Consider the following 18,313-nt stretch of genomic DNA (forward strand, 5'->3'; position numbering starts at 1 on the left):
ACGCCATCCCCGCAACTACCTGGCCTTTCTCGGACTCGCCGCCGCCCTCTGCTGCTACAAGCGGCTCATCCGCCTCACCACATAGGACACGGTCTTAGTCGTCCAGGCCCCCAGCCCCAACCGAGTGCTCGACGAAACCGCACCACGGAAAGTGAACCAGAACCATCTCCGGTGAACATCCGCAGCATTCAAGATCGCTGACCGCTGCCCAAAGCGCTGATCAATCGCTGCTACTTCATGCGAACGAAGCCAGACCGCCCCAGGCTCATCCCGCGGGCACGGGGAGCAGCCTTCCTGACCAGCAGTTCTACCCGACATCAGCCCACGCCCGAAAAACTTTTATCGAAACAGGCAAAATAGACCCAGGGGTCCTGGGAACGCCCATGGTGAGCACCGTGGTGAGCGATCTCAGGCAAGGTGAGTTCGGTGGTGAGCGACCACCGTGGCCGGCTCTCTCCCCCCGCCCACTGACCACAACGCCCCGAGGGGCCCCTCCGTACGCACGAGAAGCGGGGTACGCACGGGAAGCAGGAACGCCGGCCGCTCGACCGCCCGGCGCTCAGCGCCCTGCCAGGCTCCGCCACGCCAGAGCCAGATCCCTCTTTCCCCTGCCGTCATCAGCGTGCTGACGATGCGAGTCCGGTTGCGGCCGCCCCGAAGCAGTCGCTCGGCCGCCAGACCGAACGCCAGCGCAGACCCCACGAGCCCGAGACCTGTCTCGGCCCCGGCCCAGGCGAGCCGCCAGTGGTCAGGGCGCTCCTGGGCCGTGTCCCCTCCGGGCGGGTGGGTGACGAGCGCGCCGGGGCACCCGCTGCGCTTCGACCAGGGGAACCGTCGCGTGAACTCCAGCGAGGCCGGCCGCACGACCGTCTCCTTCGTGCTTCGCCACCGTCTCGGGGACATGCCGCGACCGCCCTCGGTTCGCGGGCGGCCGGGCCGGCTCTTCGGGGCGGGACGGCGGGGTGGGCGCACGGTGGGGGTACCGTGCGCCCGGGGTGGTCGTTCGTCAGTCGAGGGTGTCGACGACCTCGCCGAGGTCGACGAACTTGAAGCCGGTGGCCTCGCGGTCGCCGTCGCCGGGGGTCTCCTGGCCGTCCTGGACGACGAGGAGGCCGCGGGGGTAGCGGGTGCCGAGCGGGGCGTTGAGGGCGGCGGCGCCGTCGCAGACCTCGGAGCCGTCGAGGGTGGTGGAGGCCGCGGCGATGCGGAAGGCGTCCTCGTACTCGTTGTCCTCGTCGCGCTCACGGTCGTAGGCGACGAAGGTGTCGTCGCCCTGGCTGGAGGCGAGCAGGTAGCCGTCGCCGTCCGGCTCGGTGACCAGGGTCAGGCCCTCGACGTCGGCCGTCAGGTGCGTGCCGCCGAAGCCGGGGTCGGCGCCGGGCGTGCACTCCTCGGTCTGCTCGTCGTAGGTGCCCGGGACGCCGTACTCGCGGACCTTGTCGATCAGGGTCGGCGTGCCGGTCAGGCCCGCGTCGATGCGCCAGATGCCGACGTCCTCCTGTCCGGCGTACAGGGTGCCGTCCGCGGGGTCGACGACCATGCCCTCGACCTGCGGCAGTTCGCCCGGCTCGGCGCAGGGCGTCCAGGTGGCGCCGTGGGGCAGGCGGAAGGAGGAGGGCAGGTCCAGGGTGCGGACCTGGCGGTAGTCGACGGTGCCGGCTGCGGTGGGGAGCAGTTCCAGCAGGGCGATCCGGGTGCGGTTGCGCTGGCTGACCAGGGCGTAGGAGCGGCCGGTGGTGCGGTCGGTCCAGGTGGCCAGGCCGTACGCGGTCTGCTGTTCGTTGATCTCGTCCTGGTCGGCGGAGAAGACGGGGCGCGCGCCCGGGTCGGTGACGTCGGTGAGCGGGCCGCCGGGCTTGTCGCGGTCGATGCGGTAGATCCGCAGTCGGTCGTTGCCGCGGTCGCTGACCACGGCGACGTCCGTGCGGACGCCGTTCAGGCGCAGGCCCTGCACCAGGTCGACGTTGTTGAAGCGGCCGGGCTTGTCGTCGGCGCTCGGGCCGGCGGGGGCGGGGACGGACTGGACCTGGCGCGCGTCCAGGTCGTAGACCCGCAGGCCTCCCTGCTTGGCGGTGGCGATCACCAGGCTGCGTCCCGGGGCGGCGGTGTTGCGCCAGATCGCCGGGTCGTCCGCGTTGGCGTTGCCGCCGGCCTCGTCGTCGAACAGCGGCGTGGTCTCGGCCTTCGGCCGGACGCTGTCGATCCCGGACGCCTGCGCCGGGAGGGCGAAGGAGGTCGCCAGTGCCGTGCAGAGAGCGAGCGCGGAGGTACGGGATGCCAGACGTATCATCATGTTTCTTCCTTGTATGAGGGGGTTTGCCCCGACAGGAAGACCTTCATGGCCACACTTGTCATGCTCGCGACTGAAAAGTGGACGGTGGTTGAACAGGTCACGAAGGCCCCCTGCGGCCGGAGCGCCCCGGAAGGGGCTCCGGCCGCGGGAGCGCTGGTGGTGAGCGGGACCGGTCAGCCGATGGCGATCTGGTCGACCAGGAAGATGGTCGACAGGTAGGTGTCTTCGGTGCCGGCGAACTCCAGCTTCACCGTCTGGCCCTTGTAGGCGGACAGGTCGACGGTCTTCTGGACGTATCCGGAGCTCGCGTCGGCGTTGGAGTAGGTGGCCAGCGTGGTGCCGTTGACGTTGACCTTGAGGGTGTCGTAGGCGGTGGAGCCGGACTCCTGGGTGGAGACCTTCAGCCAGAAGGTGAGCTTCGGGGTGCCGGTGGAGGGCACCGCTACGTTCGACTGGGAGAGGGATTCGACGGCGTCGGCGCCGTAGCCCATCATCCAGGCGTACCAGGAGCCGTCACGCGCGGCCTGCAGGGACGAGTTGGTGATGATGTTGTCGCTCTGGGTCCAGCCGCTGGTGCCCTGCTCGAAGCTGCCGTTGGCCAGTGCGTTGCCGCTGGGGGGCGTGGTCGGAGAGGGCGTCGGGGTGGTCGGAGAGGGGGTGGGGGTGCCGGTGCCGGGGTCGGGCAGGGCGGTGCCGACGCTGACGGCCGCCCACGCCTTGGAGACGAGGTAGCGCTCCTGGGAGTTGGCGCCGTACAGGTCGGCGGCGGCCTGCAGGGTGGCGGTGCGGGCGCCGGCGTAGTTGGTGGTGGAGGTCATGTAGGTGGACAGGGCCCGGTACCAGACCGCGGCGGCCTTGTCCTTGCCGATGCCGCTGAAGGTGTCGTTGTTGCAGGTGGTGCCGGTGTGCGAGCGTCCGCCGATGGTCTTCGTGCCGGTGCCTTCGGCGGCGAGGTAGAAGAAGTGGTTGCCGATGCCGGAGGAGTAGTGGACGTCCACCGAGCCGGCGCTGGAGGTCCAGCAGGACAGCGAGTTGCCGTCGGCGGCGGGGTTGTCCATCCGGCGCATGTAGCCGCCGGACATGTTGAGCTTCTCGCCGATGTAGTAGTCGCCCGGGTCGCCGGTGTTGTTGGCGTAGAACTCGACCATGGTGCCGAAGATGTCGCTGGTGGCCTCGTTGAGGCCGCCGGACTCGCCGGAGTAGGTGAGGTTGGCGGTGGCGGAGGTGACGCCGTGGCTCATCTCGTGCCCGGCCACGTCCAGCGCGGTGACCGGGGTGTTGCTGTTCTGCGAGGAGCCGTCGCCGAAGAACATGCAGAAGCAGTCGTCGTCGTAGAAGGCGTTCAACAGGCCGGTGTCCACGTGGACGTAGGCGGGGGCGCCGCTGCCGTTGTTGCGGATGCCGGAGCGGTTGAAGGAGTCCTTGTAGTAGTCCCAGGTCTTGGCCAGGCCGTAGGAGGCGTCCACGGCGGCGCTCTCGCGGCTGGAGCTGGTGCCGTTGCCCCAGGAGTTGGTGGTCTTGGAGAAGGCCCGGGCATTCTGCTTCGGGTTCGACTGCGAGCTGTTGTACGAGTCGTAGATGATCGTGCCGCCGTGCGCGGCGTCGGTGAGGGTGTAGCCGCTGCTGGTCTGGGTGGTCTCGATGGAGACCTGGCCGACGGTGACGCCGTTGCCGGTGCCCGTGACGCTCTGGTGCAGCTCGTACTGGTCCAGCGCCGCGCCGCTGGTCGCGTCGACGATCACCGCCTGTCGCGAGGTGGGGCCGGTCTCGCCCTCGCCGGTGACGGTCGAGCGGTAGGCGAGGACGGGGATCTTGCCGACCGCGTACACCACCAGGGTGCTGCTGTCCTTGCTGCCGGTCTTCGCCTTCTTCACGTGCTTGGCGTGCTTCACGGCCTTGGCGGAGGCGTCGGCCGCCGTCAGCTTCGGCGTGGTTCCGGCGATCCGGATCGCGCCCTGGTGGGCCAGGTCCGAGCCGGTGATCGTGCCGTCCTCGGCGAGGTGCACCACCAGGTCTCCGCCGATCACCGGCAGGCCTCTGTAGGTGCGGTCGTAGCGCACGTGCCGGGCGCCGTCGGCGTCGATCAGGACGTCCTTGGCCACCAGGCGCTCGTCGGGGCCCAGGCCGAGCTCGCGGGCGGTCGCGGCCGCGTTCCGGCCGGCCGTGCGTATCGCCTCGCCGCGCGCGTCGGCCGTCATCGCCTTGAACCCCGCGCCGGGTTGGGCGACGGAGCTGCCGTCGGCCGCGGTGGGCCGGGGGGCCGCGGTGGACTGGGTGGCCAGCATGGTCACGGAGCCCAGGGCGAGGGCTGCCGCGACACCGGCCGCCAGGGCGTTCTTGCGGTTCATCGCAATCCTTCCGCCGGGCCTTGTCGGGGATGTGCCGCGGAACGTCATCTGAGGTGCGGGGGGCGTTCGGCAGCGGTTGGCCCGGCTGTGGCCATGAGGCTAGGGACGCAGGGCCCGGCCGACATCGGGGCAACCCCTTGATCTGGACGGGGAGGCCCGGCGGGCGCACCATGGCCCGATGCCCGACTCTGCGATGTGGATGAACGCGTTCCACGAGGCCGGCCCGGTGGTGCCGGTGGTGCCGGTGGTGCCGGAAGACGTGCACGGCACCCGCCGGGTGGTCCTGTTCGGGCCGCCCGGAAGCGGCAAGACCACCGCGGCCGGGGCCCTGGGGCGACGGCTGGGCCTGCCCGTCGTGCGGCTGGCCCCGCGACCGCAGGACGCCCGCATCGCCTGTGCCGGGCTGCTCGAACTCGCGCTGGCCCTGCCGGCACTGCCCGCCGCGCGGGAGCTGACGGCGGCGCTCGACGAGGCCGCCGGCGAGTCGGGTTCTCCGGACGACGCCGGCCGGGCCCTGCGGCTGCGCCGGCAGACCGCCGCTCTGCTGCGGGAGGCCCCACCGATGACGCTGGTGGTGGACAATGCCCAGTGGCTGGACGCGGCCAGCGCGGCCGTCCTGGGCTGGGCGCTGCGCCTGGCCCCGGACCTTCCCGTCATCGCGGCGGAGCGCACCTGGCGCCCGGGGCCCGCGGGCCACTGGTGCGGGGAGGACACGTGCGCGGTGCGCATCCCGCCCCTGACGGCTCCTCAGGTCGCGGCGCTGCTGTCCCCGTACCGACTCGCCCCCCGCGAGGTCACGCGCATCCACGCCCGCAGCGGCGGGAACCCCGCCCTGGCCCTGGCGCTGGCCGACGCCTCGCGCCCGCTCCCGGACCGGGAGGGTGAAGGCGAGCCGGCCCTGCCGCCGACGGCCAGCCGGCTGGTGGGAGAGTGGCTGGACGAGGTACCGGACCGGGTGCGGGAACTGCTGACGTTCGCCGCACTCGACGACCGGCCCGACCTCGAACTGCTCGGCCGCCTCGCCGGCCCGGCAGCCGAAGCCCTCCTCGCCCAGGCCGAGGCGGCGGGGCTGCTCGACACCGGACAGCCCGACGGGACGGTGCGGTTCACCGCCTCCGCGATCGGCGCCGAACTCGTGGCCCGCCTGCCGGGCCACGCGCGCAGGGACCTGCACGGCCGCCTGGCCGAGGCCAGCCACGACAGCGTCCGCCGCGACCGGCACACCGTGCTGGCGGCCGACGCCGACGACCCGCGGTCGGCCCGCCGCGCCGCCGGGGCCGCCGTACGCGCCCGGCAGCGCGGCGACCACGCGCTCGCGGCAGAGCTCTCCCTCCTCGCCGCCCGGCGCACTCCTCACGACGACGGCGACCTGCTCACCGAACGGGCCCTGACCGCCGTACACGACGCCGCCCACTACGGCGACCTCCCCCGCGCCCGGGCCGCCGCCCGCCTCGTCCTGGGCCACGACACCACCCCCGACCAGCGCGTCGACGCCCTCGTCGCCCTGATCGACGCGAGCGGTCAGCACCTGCGGAGCGCGGACGAACTGTTCGCCGACGCGCTCCGCGCCGCGGCCGGACGCCCCGACCTCACGGCCCGGCTCCTCATCCGCCAGTCCATCTGGGCCAACGTCAACGAGGGCGATCCCCAACGGGGGTGCGACCTGGCCGGCCGGGCCACCGCCCTCGCCGAGACCGCCGGCGACACCACCACCACCGTCATGGCCCTCACGATGCAGGCCCGCCTCCAGCGCGTCCTCGGCGACCCCGCCACCGAGACCACGCTCGGCCGCGCCCTGTCCCTGCCGCGCGCCGCCTCCGTCCCGGTCAACGGCACGCCCCAGCACCTCGCCGCCCGGCACGCCCTCTTCGACGACCGCCCCGAGGAGGCCCGTACCGCGCTGCTTCCCCTGCTCGTCGAAGCCGAGCGGACGGGTGACGCCGAGGCGACCGTGGACATCCTGCGCAGCCTCGCCGAGGCCGAACTCCGCGCCGGGCGGTGCGCCAGGGCGCTCGACCACGCCCACCGCGCCCAGGCGCTGACCGACGGGACCTCCCTGTCACCCGCGCCGGCGTGCTACACCTCCGCCCTCGTCGAGGGCACCGCCCGCCGTACCGACCTCGCCCTCGTCCACGCGCGCCGCGGAGTCGACACCGCCCGGCAGGAGGACAACAAGGTCTTCCTCTCCCGCAACCTCTTCGCGCTCGGCCACCTCCTCCTGGCCACCGGCCGCCCCAAGGAAGCCCTGACAGCCCTGGAGGAGGTACGGGACCTGGAGCGGCTCCAGCAGGTCCGCGACCCCTCCGTCCTGCGCTGGCACCCCGAACTCGCCGAGACCCTCGTCGCCCTCGGCCGCCTCGACCAGGCGCAGAGCCTGCTGGACGACGCCCGCCGCACCGCGACCGACCTCGGCAGGGACGCGGTCCTCCCTCCGCTCGAACGCACCCAGGCGCTCCTGGACGCCGCCCGCGGCGACTACGACACCGCGGCCCGGCGCCTCACCGAAGCGGCCGACCGCCTCCGCCACCTTCCCCTCGAACGGGGCCGGACCCTCCTGGCCCTCAGTCACACCGAACGGCGCGGGCGCCGGCGCGCCAGCGCCCGCGCCGCCGCGCAGAGCGCCGCCGATCTCTTCACCGCCCACCAGGCGCTCCCCTGGGCCGAAACCGCCGCGCACACCCTGGGCCGGCTGGAAGCCGCCCCCACGGACGACAGCCCCCGCCCCCGCCTCACCTCCGCCGAACAGCGCTGCGCCGAACTCGCCGCCGCCGGAGCGAGCAACCGCGACATCGCCACCGCCCTCACCATCAGCGTCAAGACGGTCGAAGCGACCCTCACCCGCGTCTACCGGAAACTGGGCCTCCACTCACGCTTCCAGCTCGCGCACGCCGTCACTCCCGCACGTGAGTGACCCGCCCGTGCGGCTCCAGGAGCCACCGGGTTCCGTCGTATACCCGGCAGGCGACGGCGTCCGGCCTGCACCACGGGTCGTCAGAAGCCCTGCCCCCCGATCCATGACCGCACGTGTCGGGGGCGGAAGTGGAGGTCGGGGGTCACGGGGTGGCGGCCCGGTCGGTCGCGCGGGTCCAGGTGTTCATGATGATGAAGGTCTTGGTGCCCTCCACCTTGCCGGTCCGGCGCACGGCGTTGATCACCTGCTGAAGGTGGCTCACGTCCCGGACCCGGAGCCTGAGCAGGGCGTCGGAGGTGCCGGCGATGCTGTGGCTCTCCTCGATCTCCGGGATGCTCTCGGAGATGCCCTGGATCTCGTCGCTGTCGGTCGCGCCGAGCAGGCGGATCTCGATGAACGCCTGAAGCATGCCCGCCCGGCCGTCCTCGATGACCGCGGTGTAGCCGCGGATCACCCCCGCCTTCTCCATGCGCTCCATGCGGCGGGCGCACGGGGCCGCCGAGAGTCCCACGGCACGTGCGATCTCCGACACGGGCGCCCGCCCGTCCTTGCGGAGGATGTCCAGTATGTGGTGGTCGATCGCGTCCACGGTCCACTCCCCGAATCATGCGCGCCACGCACGAGTCGCGCGCCGAAAGCTCCCCTGCTCCTTGCGGATCGAGTGAACCACGCTCGACATGTGCGTGATGATGCCCGGCCTGTCGCCTGGGGACCGCCGTCCTGCCATCGTCGTGGTGTCCGGGTGATCCCCGGCAGGAGGCCCGCACCGGCCAACCCCTACGGTGCGGACTCCGACCAGGTGACAGGTGCGCGGGTATCCCCGGCACCCCGCGGCCGGCCCCACATCCTGGGGCCGGCCGGGTACCGGACCGGGTACACCGGCGCGGTCGGGCTGCGAGCCGCTTGCGTCCGCCCGTTCGCCCGTTCGCCCGTTCGCCCGTTCGCCCGTTGACCCGTTGGCCCGTTGGCCCGTTGGCCCAAGCCGTGATGCGCCGGAGGTCGGGCGCACGTTCTGTGGTCCGGTCACGGTCCGTGGGGTCGGAGGGGCCGCGACGCGACCCACGCCGCATGCCGGCGCATCCGGGCCGGGTCGCCGGGAACCAGCTGTCCCACTCCCCCGCCAGGCTCACCCATGTCACCGGCTGTCCGTCCTCCGGGACGAGCGGCACTTCGGCATCGACGACCGCGGCGTACGACAGCCCGAACGTCACCGGGGCACCGGGCCGATAGGAACGGACGGTCGCCAGGGCGGGCTCCCGCAGCAGTTCCGCCCGAAGGCAGGTCTCTTCGAGCAGCTCGCGCCCCGCGGCCTCCCGGGGAGTCTCGCCCGGTTCCACCCGCCCACCGGGCGGGACCAGGCCACGCCACCGATGCCTCACCATCACGACCCGGGACAAGGTCTCGTCGAACACCCAGACCTCGGCCGCGAGCGGGCCCCGCAGCTCCGGCCCGGCGGCGGCCAGCCACCGGGACGCGTCGTCGAGCTCGACGACCGCCGAACTCGCGTCCGCCATGGCCGCTTCGAGGGTCCGCGGCCCGATCTCGTTTCGAGTCATCGGATCACGATACGAAGCCCGGCTGACATCGCCGTGCCGCCTCAGACGCCGTGCCACCTCAGACGGGGGCTGTCGGGGACGAGGTGGTTCCGAGTCCCGGGTTACGGAGCGTCCCGCGGACGGTGCCGGTCAGTTCTTGTCGGCGCATGCCTCTGCTTCCGCCAGGTACCGCTCCACCGGTCCCAGGGTCAGCATCCCGCTCGCCCCGCCCGCGTGTTCGGTGCGGGCGGGGCGCAGGGCCGTTGCCGCGCGGGCGGCGGCCGGGCGCTCGTCCAGGCGGGCGGCGGCGTGGGCGGTCAGGCACCAGAGCGCCTCCTGCATGTGGTCGAGGGGCGGTTCGGGCGTGACGGCCAGGGCGGCACGGGCCTCTTCGTCGCGGTTGCGGGCGAGCAGGACCAAGGGGCGCGTCCAGGGGCGGTACGGCCCCCAGTCGAGGGCGGGATCGGTGGGCGCCGGGCGGTCGTGCAGGAGACGTAGTCCCAGGAGGGCGAGGGCGAACAGGCCCCGGTGCAGCCCGGGCATGCCCCCTGTCCCGGCGAGGGCGTTCTCGGCGGTGCGGTAGTGCGCCGCGGCCGCGGCGGCCGTGGGGCCGTCCGGTTCGGTGCTGCGGGCGGCCGTGACCCGGGCCCGGAACCAGCCGGTGAGTACGGGGACGAGGGAGGCCTCGGTGCTGACGGCGAGCTGATCGGCGGCCTCGGCGTGTGCGGTCGCGGTGCCGAGGTCACCGAGGGCGGAGGCGGATTGCAGGCGGACGAGGCGGCCGAGCACGGCGAAGTCCGGCAGCTCGTGGCGGGTGGCCAAGTCGAGGATCTCGGCGCCGATCGCGTCCCGCGCCGCCGCGAGCCCGGGCCGCGTGAAGGACTGGAGGAACCTGCCGTTGAGGGCGAAGAGCAGCAGGGCCGGATCGTCCAGCTCCCGGGCCAGCGCCTCGGCCTCGCGCGCCGCCCGCCCGGCGCGCCTTCGTTCGGTCGCGGGCAGGTCGGCGCTGCGGCTCTCGACCGCGACGGTGGCCAGCAGGCGGGCGCGCAGTGCGGCGGGGCCGTCGGCGCCGAGCGCGGTGAGGGTGCGTACGGCCGCCGCGACGACGGCGCGGGACTGTTCGGGGTCGTCGGCCCGGGTCCACAGGGCGGGCACGTCGTAGGCGCCGATGACGCGGGCGGTCAGGGCGGTGTCTCCGGTGCGCTCCGCCGCCCGGACGGCGACGAGGCGGTCGCGCCGTGAGTGGACGAGGCCGCCACCGCCCGCCAGGGCCAGGGTGCGGGCCAGCTCGACGGTGGTGCGCGGGCCGGGTCGTACGCCCGCGGCCCACAGGGAAGGCGGGGGCTGGAGGGTCGCGGCTCCGCGGAGGATCTCCGTCTCCAGGTGCCGCAGCTCGGCGCCGGGGTCGAGCCCGAGCTGGTCCGAGAGCATGGTGCGGGCGCGGCGGAGGGTGGCCAGCGCGTCCGCTTGGCGGCCCGCCCGGTGCAGGGCGCGGGCCAGCAGCCCCCAGGCCGGTTCGCGCCAGGGGTGCTCGGCGACATGGGCGCCCAGTTCGGCGACCAGCTCGGCTCCTGAGCCGGAGTCGAGCAGGAGGAGGGCGCGCAGTTCCGTCGCCTCCAGCCTCAGCTCCTCCAGGCGGGCCCGTTCGCGCTGGGCCCACACGGAGCCGGGCACGTCGGCGTAGGCGGGGCCGCGCCAGGCCGCGAGGGCCGTGTCGAGGTCGGCGCGTCCCTCGGGTGTGCGCCGGGCGCGGGCCAGGGCGTCCTCGAACCGGTGGACGTCCACGGCGTCACGCGGCAGGCGCAGAGCGTAGCCGGGTCCTTCCGTGACGAGGACGCGCGGCGGGGTGCGGGGCGTCCGGCCGGGTTCGAGGGCGCGGCGCAGCGCGGCGACGAACGTACGCAGCGCGCCCACGGCCCGTACCGGAGGATCGGTCCACAGGTCCTCCACGAGGGTGTCGGTGGGGACCATCCGTCCCCCGGCGGCGACGAGCCGGGCGAGTACCTCGCGGTGGCGGGGTCCGCCCAGGTCGACCGGCGTCCCGTCGTCGTGGAGGGCGCGCACGGCACCGAGTACGTCGATTCGCATGCACTCCATCTTGCGCGGCGCGGGTCCGCGGAGTCGAAGCGTGCTGATCGGCTGCTGATCGCCGTCGCCCACGCTGGTTCCGTCAGTCCCAGGACCCAGGCTTTCGCCGGTCCCCCGTCCCCAGGAACGGACCCTTCATGACGCTCACCCTCCCCGGTTTCGACCACGTCCGTCTGCCGGGCGCCGACGGCGTGGAGCTGGCTGCGGCCGTCGGCGGCCACGGCAGCCCGGTCGTGCTGCTGCACGGCTTCCCCCAGACCCACCTGATGTGGCGGCACGTCGCCGAGCGGCTCGCCGGCGAGCACACGGTGATCTGCCCCGACCTGCGCGGCTACGGCGCCAGTGACAAGCCGGCGGCCACCGGCCCCGAGGTGTACTCCAAGCGCGCCATGGCCGCCGACGTCGTCGCCCTGGCGGCGGCCCTCGGCCACGAGCGCTTCGCCCTGGTCGGCCACGACCGGGGCGCTCTGGTCGCCTTCCGGGCAGGGCTGGACCATCCCGAGACCCTCACGCACCTGGGCGTCCTCGACGTCGTGCCGACGCTGGACATGTGGAACGTCCTGCAGGGCGTCCCGGCGGCGGTCGGCTACCACCTGTTCCTCATGGCGCAGCCGCCGGGCCTGCCGGAGACGTTGATCGCCAACAGCGCGGACGTCTTCTTCGGTTCCTTCCTCGACGCCTGGGCCGGTGATGGGGCGGCCCTGCCGGAACCGGTCCGGTCCGCGTACCTGCGGGCCGCCTCCGCGGCCGTGCCGTCGATCGTCGCGGACTACCGGGCCTCGGCGGGCATCGACGTCGCACACGACCAGGCGGACCAGGACGCGGGCTCCCAGCTGGCCATGCCCGTGACGGTCGTCCAGCAGGACTGGGGCGCGCGACTGGGCTACGACGCCGCATCGGTCTGGCGCGCGTGGGCGCCGGACCTGGACCACCGGCTGACCGGCGCGGGGCACTTCATGGCCGAGGAGGCGCCCGACGAGATCACCGAGGTGATCCGCGACCTGCTGCTCCGCTGAGCCTCCCCTCCCCCCTCCCCTCCCCTCCCCTCGCCTCCCCCTCTCCCTCGGTCCTCCTCGCAGAACGACGGCAGGACGATCGCCGCGGTGACGGCGCGGGTCGGCTGGGCTTGGCGGGAGGGCAGCCGATGAGCGTCGTGGAGCCGGCCGCCTCTCCCCCTTCACGCGGTCAGGCCATTTCGACGTAGCGGTGGACCCGGTCGAAGCGCCGGGCCGCCGCGTCGAGGTGGCGGATGACCCAGTGGGCCACGCCGGAGTCCAGTTCGGTGACGTCTTCGCCACATCTCCAGCTGGCCAGGAGAACCCAGTCGTCGGCGCCCTCTTCGTGGGCCGTGCCGCCCTGTGCGGAGGGGGCGGCATCCGCGGGGCCACGGGCGTAGTGGACCGGGTCGTTCTGGGGGGAGACCGGGTGGCCGCCGATCTGCAGGGTCCAGGCGGGGCGGTGGCCGCCCCCGTGCGCCCAGGCGTCGCCGAGTTCGAACTGCTCGTCCTCGGGGAAGCCGCCCCATCTGTCGAGGGCGAAGCTCTCCGGCATCTGCGCGCCCGGCTGGTGCCAGACCGTGCGGAGCTCGCGCGGCCGGTACGGCTCGCGCCGGCCGTCCTCGAGGGGGCTCGGGGTTGTCGGGGTTCCGGCGGGGACGTACAGCACCGCGTCGGGTGCCTGTCCTCCGATGCCGCGCATATCGGTGCCGGCGAAGAGGAGCAGGTGGCCGTCGGCGGGGAGCGGGAGGCCGGTGGCGCCCGGCGGGAGGGCGGCGAGGTCGACGGAGGCCACGAAGGGCTCGGAGGGCGTGGGCACGCCGTGCGGCAGCACGGGGTCGCCGCCGATCCGGGCGGCGAGGGGACCGTCACCGCCCTCCGCCAGGTACGCCGCAGGGCGGGCGGCGCGTATCCATTCCTCCACCTCCTCCGGCGGCAGCCCCTGGGATGCCGCCTCGGCCCGGAAGCGGTTGGCTCTGTCCATGCTCGCGTCGGTCACCGGGCCACCCTAACGGGATCACGGGCGGGCGACGGCGGCACCGAACCCGCCTGGTGCGCAAGCCCGTTGGTGCCGGCGACTGCGCAGCGCGAGGTCGGCAGGGGCTGGATGCGCGGTCGGCGTCAGGGCGCCGGAGGTCGCTGGAGTCCCTGGAGGAGGAGGGCGATCAGGCGTCGGGGGTCGTAGCGGGGGTCGTCGTCGCGGCCGATGCAGAGGTTGCCGATGCCGCGCATCAGCTCGTACGGCTGCGTGCCGGGCCTGATCTCGCCGGCTTCGGCCGCGGCGTCGAGCAGTTGGGCGCAGACGGGCAGCAGGCGGTCGAGGAAGGAGGCGTGCAGGGCGGCGAAGCGGTCGTCGTCGGACTGCAGGGCGTCGGCGAGCCCGTGCTTGGTGACCAGGAAGTCGACGAAGAGGTCGATCCACCGGCGCAGCGCTTCGAGGGGGGAGCCGGCACTGGCCAGCAGGTTCGGGCCGGCCTCGGCGCATGCCTCGATCTGGTGGTGGTAGACGGCCGTGACGAGGTCCGCCCGGGTCGGGAAGTGGCGGTAGATCGTGGCCATCCCGACGTCCGCCCGTGCCGCGATCCGGCGGATCGGCGCGTCGATGCCGGAGGTGACGAAGACCTCGGCGGCGGCGTCGAGCACCGCCTGGCGGTTCCGCCGGGCGTCGGCGCGCTTGCCTCGGGACGGCGAGTCCCCTGCCGGGCTCTCGGTGGCCATCGCGTGTTCCTCCCGCACTGATTCACAAAACGGAGCGCCGCTCCGAATACTAAATGGAGCGCTGCTCCGTTTCAGGTTAGCCGAAACGGGCCGCTCCTGACCGCCATGCCCGTCGCCGGTCGCAGCCGACCGGCGGAAGCATGTGCCGCCGAAAGGAAACCCGCACCGTGAGCACATCCGCCACCACCGACGCCTTGGGCCCGCCCGTACCGGTCCTGTCCTTCAGCCCCGTGGTCCTCTCCGCCCCCGGACGTCCCGTGGACCTCCAGGTGCGCGTCTCCGCACCCGCGAGCGGGACCGGCCTCCCCGTCATCCTCCTCTCCCACGGTCACGGCCCCTCGAACAACCTGTCCTCGCTCAACGGCTACGCGCCGCTCGCCCATTTCTGGGCCTCACACGGATTCGTCGTCGTCCAGCCCACCCACCTCACCTCCCGGACCCTGAGCCACCTGGTCGCCGACGCACCCGGCGCGCCCGACTTCTGGCGCTCCCGCGCCGAGGACATGACCCGCATCCTCGATCAGCTCGACGTGATAGAGCGCACCGTGCCCCAGCTCGCGGGACGGATCGACCCCGGCAAGGTCGCCGTCGCCGGGCACTCGCTCGGCGGCTTCACCGCCGCCCTCCTGCTGGGCGCCGGACTCGACGACCCCGACACCGGCAGCGTGGTGCACCTCGCCGAGCCCCGGATCAAGGCAGGCGTCCTGCTCGCCGCGCCCGGCAGGGGAGGCGAAGTCCTCAACGGGCCCATGGCCGAGCAGTGGCCGATCATCGGGGCCGTCGACTTCTCCACCATGACCGCACCCGCGCTGGTCGTCGTCGGCGACAAGGACGATTCCCGGCACTTCACGGACATGGGGCCCGACTGGCACGCCGACCCCTACACCCTCGCTCCCGGCCCCAAGGCCCTGCTCACCCTGTTCGACGCGGAGCACGGCCTCGGGGGGATCGCCGGCTACGACGCCGCCGAGACCACGGACGAGAACCCCCGACGGGTCGCCGCCCTCGGCCGGCTCACCGCGGCCTACCTCAGCACCCGGCTTCACCCCGGCACCCCTGCGTGGCCGAACGAATGCGAGGCGCTGAGGACCGGTCCGGACCCGGTGGGACGAGTCGAATCCAAGTAGGCCCGCCGCCCTCACGGCAGGGTCCGAGGTGCCCCGGTGCCCCGGCGTCCGGGGCCTGAGGGGGTGGTCGGCCACCTCCGCTCGCAGCCGACCACGCACCCCGCTCAAACCGGTGAACGACCGCTGCCCGCACTCGGGTTCCGGCACCACGTCCGCGGAACCACGCCGATCGTGGCCGTGTAGGGTGACGCCACCTGCGTGGAATGGTTCGCCGCAGGTCACAAGGGGTGGAAGCATGAGAACGTGGTGGGCCTGTGGCCTGGTACTGGGCATGATCGGTCTCGTCGGGTGTTCCGGCACGGCGGAAGACCCGCAGGAAGCGGCGCCCACCGCCACGCCGTCCGTCGCCCGTCTCGCCATCAGCGGGGCGATCACCGTACTCCTGTCCACCGACGGCAAGGGCCCCGACGTCGGCAAGCCGTGCGCGCCCCCGGCGGGTTCCAAGGTCAAAGCCGGCGCGGAAGTCCGCGTGACCGACAGCGAGGGCAAGACGCTGGGCACCCAGAAACTCGGCGCAGGCCATGCCGATGGCTCCATGCTCAAGACGTGCAACTTCTCCTTCTCCTTCAAGGTGCCCGGCGCGGCGGAGAACTACGAGATGAGCGTCGAGGGCTTCCCCCCGATGCGGTACACCCGCGAGGACATTCGCCGGGGGCTCTCCTTCTACGAGACGGAGCAGGGCACCCTCGCCCCCCAGTGAGCGCAGCGGTGACGCCCGGAACCGCTGTCGGGGCTTCGGCTTCACGGAAGTCGTGCCGGAGCCGGTGCGCGGACCGCTGCTGCGGGGGCGTCCGGTTCAGCCCCGGAGGGTGGCGAGCCAGTCGGTCAGCAGACGGTTGACCTCGTCGGGGCGCTCCTGCTGGATCCAGTGGCCGCAGCCCTCCAGGAGGTGGGAGGCCGACAGGCCGGGGAGGGTGGTGGGGTAGGCGTCGAGGGCGTCGGACATCCAGGTGGTGGAGGCGTCCAGGGTGCCGCCGGCGAACAGGGACGGCTGCTCGAGCGGGGCGCCGCGGTGGGGGGCGAGGTCTTCCCAGTCGCGGTCCACGTTGCGGTAGCGGTTGAGCGCGCCGGTCAGGCCCGTGCGCTCGAACTCCCCGGCGTAGACGTCGAGGTCGTCCTCGCTCAGCCAGGCCGGGAGGACCCCCGTGGGGAAGCGGTCGCGCAGCCGGCCGCCGCCGCGGGTGACGAAGTGCGGATCGGGCTCGCCCCCGGCCGGCATGGTGTCGGCGGACAAGGCCGCGTAGAAGCCCGCGAGCCAGCCCCTGACGTCGGGCTCGATCTCCGCCTCGGCCCGGCCGGGCTCCTGGAAGTAGGAGACGTAGAACTCCTCCTCGGGGCCGCCGATCCGGCCGAAGACGTCGGTGGGGCGGGGGCCGCCGGGCGGCGCGTAGGGGACGCTCAACAGGCCGACGGCGCGGAAGACCCCGGGATGGAGCAGGGCGGAGGTGGCGGCGATGCTGGAGCCCCAGTCGTGGCCGACGACGACCGCGCTCTCCTCGCCGAGCGCGCGCACGACGGCGACGTTGTCCTCCACCAGGTCGAGCATCCGGTAGGCCTCGGTCGCCTCCGGCCTGGAGGAACGGCCGTAGCCGCGTACGTCGATCGCCACCGCCCGGTAGCCGGCCGCGGCGAGGGCCGGGAGCTGGTGGCGCCAGGAGTACCAGGACTCGGGGAAGCCGTGCACGAGCAGGACCACGGGGCCGGTCCCCTGCTCGACCAGGTGGAGGCGTCCGGCCGGGGCCTCGACGGTGCGATGACGGAGCTCGGTGGTCGGCTCGGGCTGCATGGGCTCCTCCTCGGTTCACGGTGACGCGGCTGCCCATCGATCATGCGGCGCGGCACCCGTCCGGCGCGATCGACCTTGCCATTCCGGCAACCTCGCGGGGCGAAAGGGCGGAGCGGCGCGGCAGGCGGGCGGGCAAGAAGCGCGAGACGGTGGTCGACGACGCGGAAGGCTCGCCGGCCGCGAGGGAGGCCGCATGGGGCGACTGGGCGGGCGCGGACGAGCGGCGTACCCGGCCGTCCCACGTCATCGGCACCGCTGTAGCGTTGTCCGCGACGATCAGGGGGATTCAGTGACGAGATCCTTGCACTTCAGCTGGGTGCTGAGCGGTAGCGGCTGGGCGACGTGCAGGATCTGGGACGGCTCGACGAAGCACCGGGAGAACGTCGGCTACTGCACCAACGCGCTCGCCGACTTGCTGAAAGGCGTGACGGGTCTCTACGGCCCCGATGGCGTCCAGCGGTTCTCGTTCGACCTCGAACCGGTAGAGGCACGGTGGATTCTTCGGCGCCGCAGCAGCGACGTGAACATCACGGTCCGTCACTTCCCGGACATGTTGACGAGCTTCGACGCACCCGACGGGGAGGGCACCCTCGTGTGGACGTCCACCCGCCCTCGCACCTGCCTGGCACACGCGGTCCTGATGGCTGCCGAGAAGGTACGACGAACGCACGGTGAGGACGGATACCTCCAGAAGTGGCAGCTGTACGCCTTCCACACCACCGAACTGGAAACCCTTCGGCACCTGCACCTGACAACGGACAACTGCCCTCTCCAGCACTGAACCGACGGCCCTCACGGCGCGGACAACGCGCGTCGGCCCGGTGACGGAACCACGCCGCCCGACCGGCTGAGCGCCGGCGAAGGTGCCTGTCGTGCCGTGGTTGCGGCGGGCGCCGTCCGGCCCGCAGGGCGTCGAGTGGGTCGATGAGGCCGGTTCGCGTGCGGTGGTCGCGTCAGGGCAGCGGGATCTCGAAGTGCACGGTGCCGACGCCGGGGCCGTGTTCTCCGGTCGGGCGGGCGTCGAAGACCTCCTTGGCCATGCTCCGCCAGAACGCCTCCGCGCCCTCGATGTCGACGTTGGTGTGCAGGTAGACGCTGTCGTACCCGGGCGTCTCCGCGACGAAGGCGCACGCCCGGTTCACGAGGGTGCGGGCCAGGCCGTGGCGCCGGTGCTCCGGGCGCACGTAGACCCGGGCGAGCTGGGCGGTGGTGCCCGAGGGGTAGCGCTCGGCGAGCCAGAGCGGGTGCGGCGGGTGGGCCGGTCCCGTCGAGTGGACCGCGGTGGTGCCCACCACCCGGTCGCCGTGGACGGCGACCAGCAGCAGGTGGCGGGGGTCGTCCAGGTAGGTGCGCTCGATCTCGACGACATCGCGGTGCCACGCGGGCACGTAGCCGTAGCCGAAGTCCCTGTAGAAGGTGTCGAGCATGACCTGGCGTGCGCCTTCCACGTCGGCCGGGCCGGCGGGGCGCACGGCGTAGGGCGGGTGCGGGGGGCGGTTCATCGAAGCCTC

Annotated in this window: 14 protein-coding genes and 1 pseudogene; 6 read left to right on the plus strand and 9 right to left on the minus strand. The window is 73.2% G+C overall.

What is annotated here, in order from left to right; genetic code table 11:
- Positions 1-1,006: 1,006 nt before the first annotated feature.
- Both ACFW6A_RS31620 and ACFW6A_RS31625 read right to left on the minus strand, forming a co-directional pair.
- Entirely contained in the window at positions 1,007-2,293 is a 1,287-nt protein-coding gene (locus tag ACFW6A_RS31620) for a phytase (protein WP_386644638.1), read from the minus strand.
- A gap of 173 nt (positions 2,294-2,466) precedes the next feature.
- Positions 2,467-4,641, minus strand: coding sequence for a M4 family metallopeptidase (locus ACFW6A_RS31625; RefSeq protein WP_386644641.1), 2,175 nt, complete (start codon positions 4,639-4,641; stop codon positions 2,467-2,469).
- A 178-nt stretch (positions 4,642-4,819) separates the two neighbouring features.
- Between ACFW6A_RS31625 and ACFW6A_RS31630 the strand changes: the two genes are divergently transcribed.
- Positions 4,820-7,552 (plus strand): LuxR C-terminal-related transcriptional regulator, encoded by a 2,733-nt coding sequence (locus ACFW6A_RS31630; protein ID WP_386644644.1) that lies wholly within the window; start codon positions 4,820-4,822, stop codon positions 7,550-7,552.
- 142 nt (positions 7,553-7,694) lie between these two features.
- Here the strand turns inward: ACFW6A_RS31630 and ACFW6A_RS31635 are convergent, their stop codons facing one another.
- The 3 genes and pseudogenes from ACFW6A_RS31635 to ACFW6A_RS31645 all read right to left on the minus strand — a co-directional run bounded on the left by ACFW6A_RS31635 (position 7,695) and on the right by ACFW6A_RS31645 (position 11,175).
- Complete coding sequence (locus tag ACFW6A_RS31635; RefSeq protein WP_386485483.1) at positions 7,695-8,141, minus strand: Lrp/AsnC family transcriptional regulator; 447 nt, start codon at positions 8,139-8,141, stop codon at positions 7,695-7,697.
- A gap of 592 nt (positions 8,142-8,733) precedes the next feature.
- Positions 8,734-9,108: pseudogene (locus ACFW6A_RS31640) on the minus strand (NUDIX domain-containing protein); the annotation flags it as partial.
- A gap of 129 nt (positions 9,109-9,237) precedes the next feature.
- Positions 9,238-11,175, minus strand: a complete 1,938-nt coding sequence (locus tag ACFW6A_RS31645; protein WP_386644646.1) for a BTAD domain-containing putative transcriptional regulator — start codon at positions 11,173-11,175, stop codon at positions 9,238-9,240.
- A 137-nt stretch (positions 11,176-11,312) separates the two neighbouring features.
- Here ACFW6A_RS31645 and ACFW6A_RS31650 point away from each other — a divergent pair, with 137 nt between their 5' ends.
- On the plus strand, positions 11,313-12,191 hold the full coding sequence (locus ACFW6A_RS31650) for an alpha/beta fold hydrolase (protein WP_386644649.1): 879 nt from the start codon (positions 11,313-11,315) through the stop codon (positions 12,189-12,191).
- Positions 12,192-12,360: 169 nt separating this feature from the next.
- Here ACFW6A_RS31650 and ACFW6A_RS31655 read toward each other — a convergent pair whose 3' ends face one another.
- Together ACFW6A_RS31655 and ACFW6A_RS31660 are read right to left on the minus strand one after the other, a co-directional pair.
- Positions 12,361-13,170, minus strand: a complete 810-nt coding sequence (locus ACFW6A_RS31655) for a DUF1963 domain-containing protein (RefSeq protein WP_386644652.1) — start codon at positions 13,168-13,170, stop codon at positions 12,361-12,363.
- A gap of 122 nt (positions 13,171-13,292) precedes the next feature.
- Positions 13,293-13,889 carry a TetR/AcrR family transcriptional regulator gene (locus ACFW6A_RS31660; protein WP_351850051.1) on the minus strand — a complete coding sequence of 199 codons (597 nt, stop codon included), beginning with the start codon at positions 13,887-13,889 and terminating at the stop codon, positions 13,293-13,295.
- Between the two features lie 140 nt (positions 13,890-14,029).
- Here ACFW6A_RS31660 and ACFW6A_RS31665 point away from each other — a divergent pair, with 140 nt between their 5' ends.
- Both ACFW6A_RS31665 and ACFW6A_RS31670 read left to right on the plus strand, forming a co-directional pair.
- Positions 14,030-15,016, plus strand: a complete 987-nt coding sequence (locus ACFW6A_RS31665) for an alpha/beta hydrolase family protein (RefSeq protein ID WP_386644655.1) — start codon at positions 14,030-14,032, stop codon at positions 15,014-15,016.
- A 235-nt stretch (positions 15,017-15,251) separates the two neighbouring features.
- Positions 15,252-15,716, plus strand: coding sequence for a hypothetical protein (locus ACFW6A_RS31670; RefSeq protein ID WP_386486707.1), 465 nt, complete (start codon positions 15,252-15,254; stop codon positions 15,714-15,716).
- A 96-nt stretch (positions 15,717-15,812) separates the two neighbouring features.
- Here the strand turns inward: ACFW6A_RS31670 and ACFW6A_RS31675 are convergent, their stop codons facing one another.
- Positions 15,813-16,802 (minus strand): alpha/beta fold hydrolase, encoded by a 990-nt coding sequence (locus ACFW6A_RS31675; RefSeq protein WP_386644658.1) that lies wholly within the window; start codon positions 16,800-16,802, stop codon positions 15,813-15,815.
- A gap of 20 nt (positions 16,803-16,822) precedes the next feature.
- Between ACFW6A_RS31675 and ACFW6A_RS31680 the strand changes: the two genes are divergently transcribed.
- Positions 16,823-17,095 carry a hypothetical protein gene (locus ACFW6A_RS31680; protein ID WP_386486713.1) on the plus strand — a complete coding sequence of 91 codons (273 nt, stop codon included), beginning with the start codon at positions 16,823-16,825 and terminating at the stop codon, positions 17,093-17,095.
- A gap of 23 nt (positions 17,096-17,118) precedes the next feature.
- The gene (locus tag ACFW6A_RS31685) at positions 17,119-17,583 is read left to right on the plus strand and encodes a hypothetical protein (RefSeq protein ID WP_386644661.1); all 465 of its coding nucleotides are present in this window, start codon (positions 17,119-17,121) and stop codon (positions 17,581-17,583) included.
- Between the two features lie 172 nt (positions 17,584-17,755).
- Here the strand turns inward: ACFW6A_RS31685 and ACFW6A_RS31690 are convergent, their stop codons facing one another.
- Positions 17,756-18,304, minus strand: coding sequence for a GNAT family N-acetyltransferase (locus ACFW6A_RS31690; protein WP_386644664.1), 549 nt, complete (start codon positions 18,302-18,304; stop codon positions 17,756-17,758).
- Between the last annotated feature and the right edge of the window lie 9 nt (positions 18,305-18,313).

Source organism: Streptomyces sp. NPDC058758 (assembly GCF_042746075.1).
GTDB lineage: Bacteria > Actinomycetota > Actinomycetes > Streptomycetales > Streptomycetaceae > Streptomyces.

What these genes read in the sequence shown, in the direction of transcription:
- ACFW6A_RS31690 (WP_386644664.1), bottom strand. Translation starts at nt 18,304, where the DNA reads ATGAACCGCCCCCCGCACCCGCCCTACGCCGTGCGCCCCGCCGGCCCG.
- ACFW6A_RS31670 (WP_386486707.1), top strand. Translation starts at nt 15,252, where the DNA reads ATGAGAACGTGGTGGGCCTGTGGCCTGGTACTGGGCATGATCGGTCTC.
- ACFW6A_RS31645 (WP_386644646.1), bottom strand. Translation starts at nt 11,175, where the DNA reads ATGCGAATCGACGTACTCGGTGCCGTGCGCGCCCTCCACGACGACGGG.
- ACFW6A_RS31665 (WP_386644655.1), top strand. Translation starts at nt 14,030, where the DNA reads ATGTGCCGCCGAAAGGAAACCCGCACCGTGAGCACATCCGCCACCACC.
- ACFW6A_RS31660 (WP_351850051.1), bottom strand. Translation starts at nt 13,889, where the DNA reads ATGGCCACCGAGAGCCCGGCAGGGGACTCGCCGTCCCGAGGCAAGCGC.
- ACFW6A_RS31675 (WP_386644658.1), bottom strand. Translation starts at nt 16,802, where the DNA reads ATGCAGCCCGAGCCGACCACCGAGCTCCGTCATCGCACCGTCGAGGCC.
- ACFW6A_RS31625 (WP_386644641.1), bottom strand. Translation starts at nt 4,641, where the DNA reads ATGAACCGCAAGAACGCCCTGGCGGCCGGTGTCGCGGCAGCCCTCGCC.
- ACFW6A_RS31620 (WP_386644638.1), bottom strand. Translation starts at nt 2,293, where the DNA reads ATGATGATACGTCTGGCATCCCGTACCTCCGCGCTCGCTCTCTGCACG.
- ACFW6A_RS31650 (WP_386644649.1), top strand. Translation starts at nt 11,313, where the DNA reads ATGACGCTCACCCTCCCCGGTTTCGACCACGTCCGTCTGCCGGGCGCC.
- ACFW6A_RS31630 (WP_386644644.1), top strand. Translation starts at nt 4,820, where the DNA reads ATGCCCGACTCTGCGATGTGGATGAACGCGTTCCACGAGGCCGGCCCG.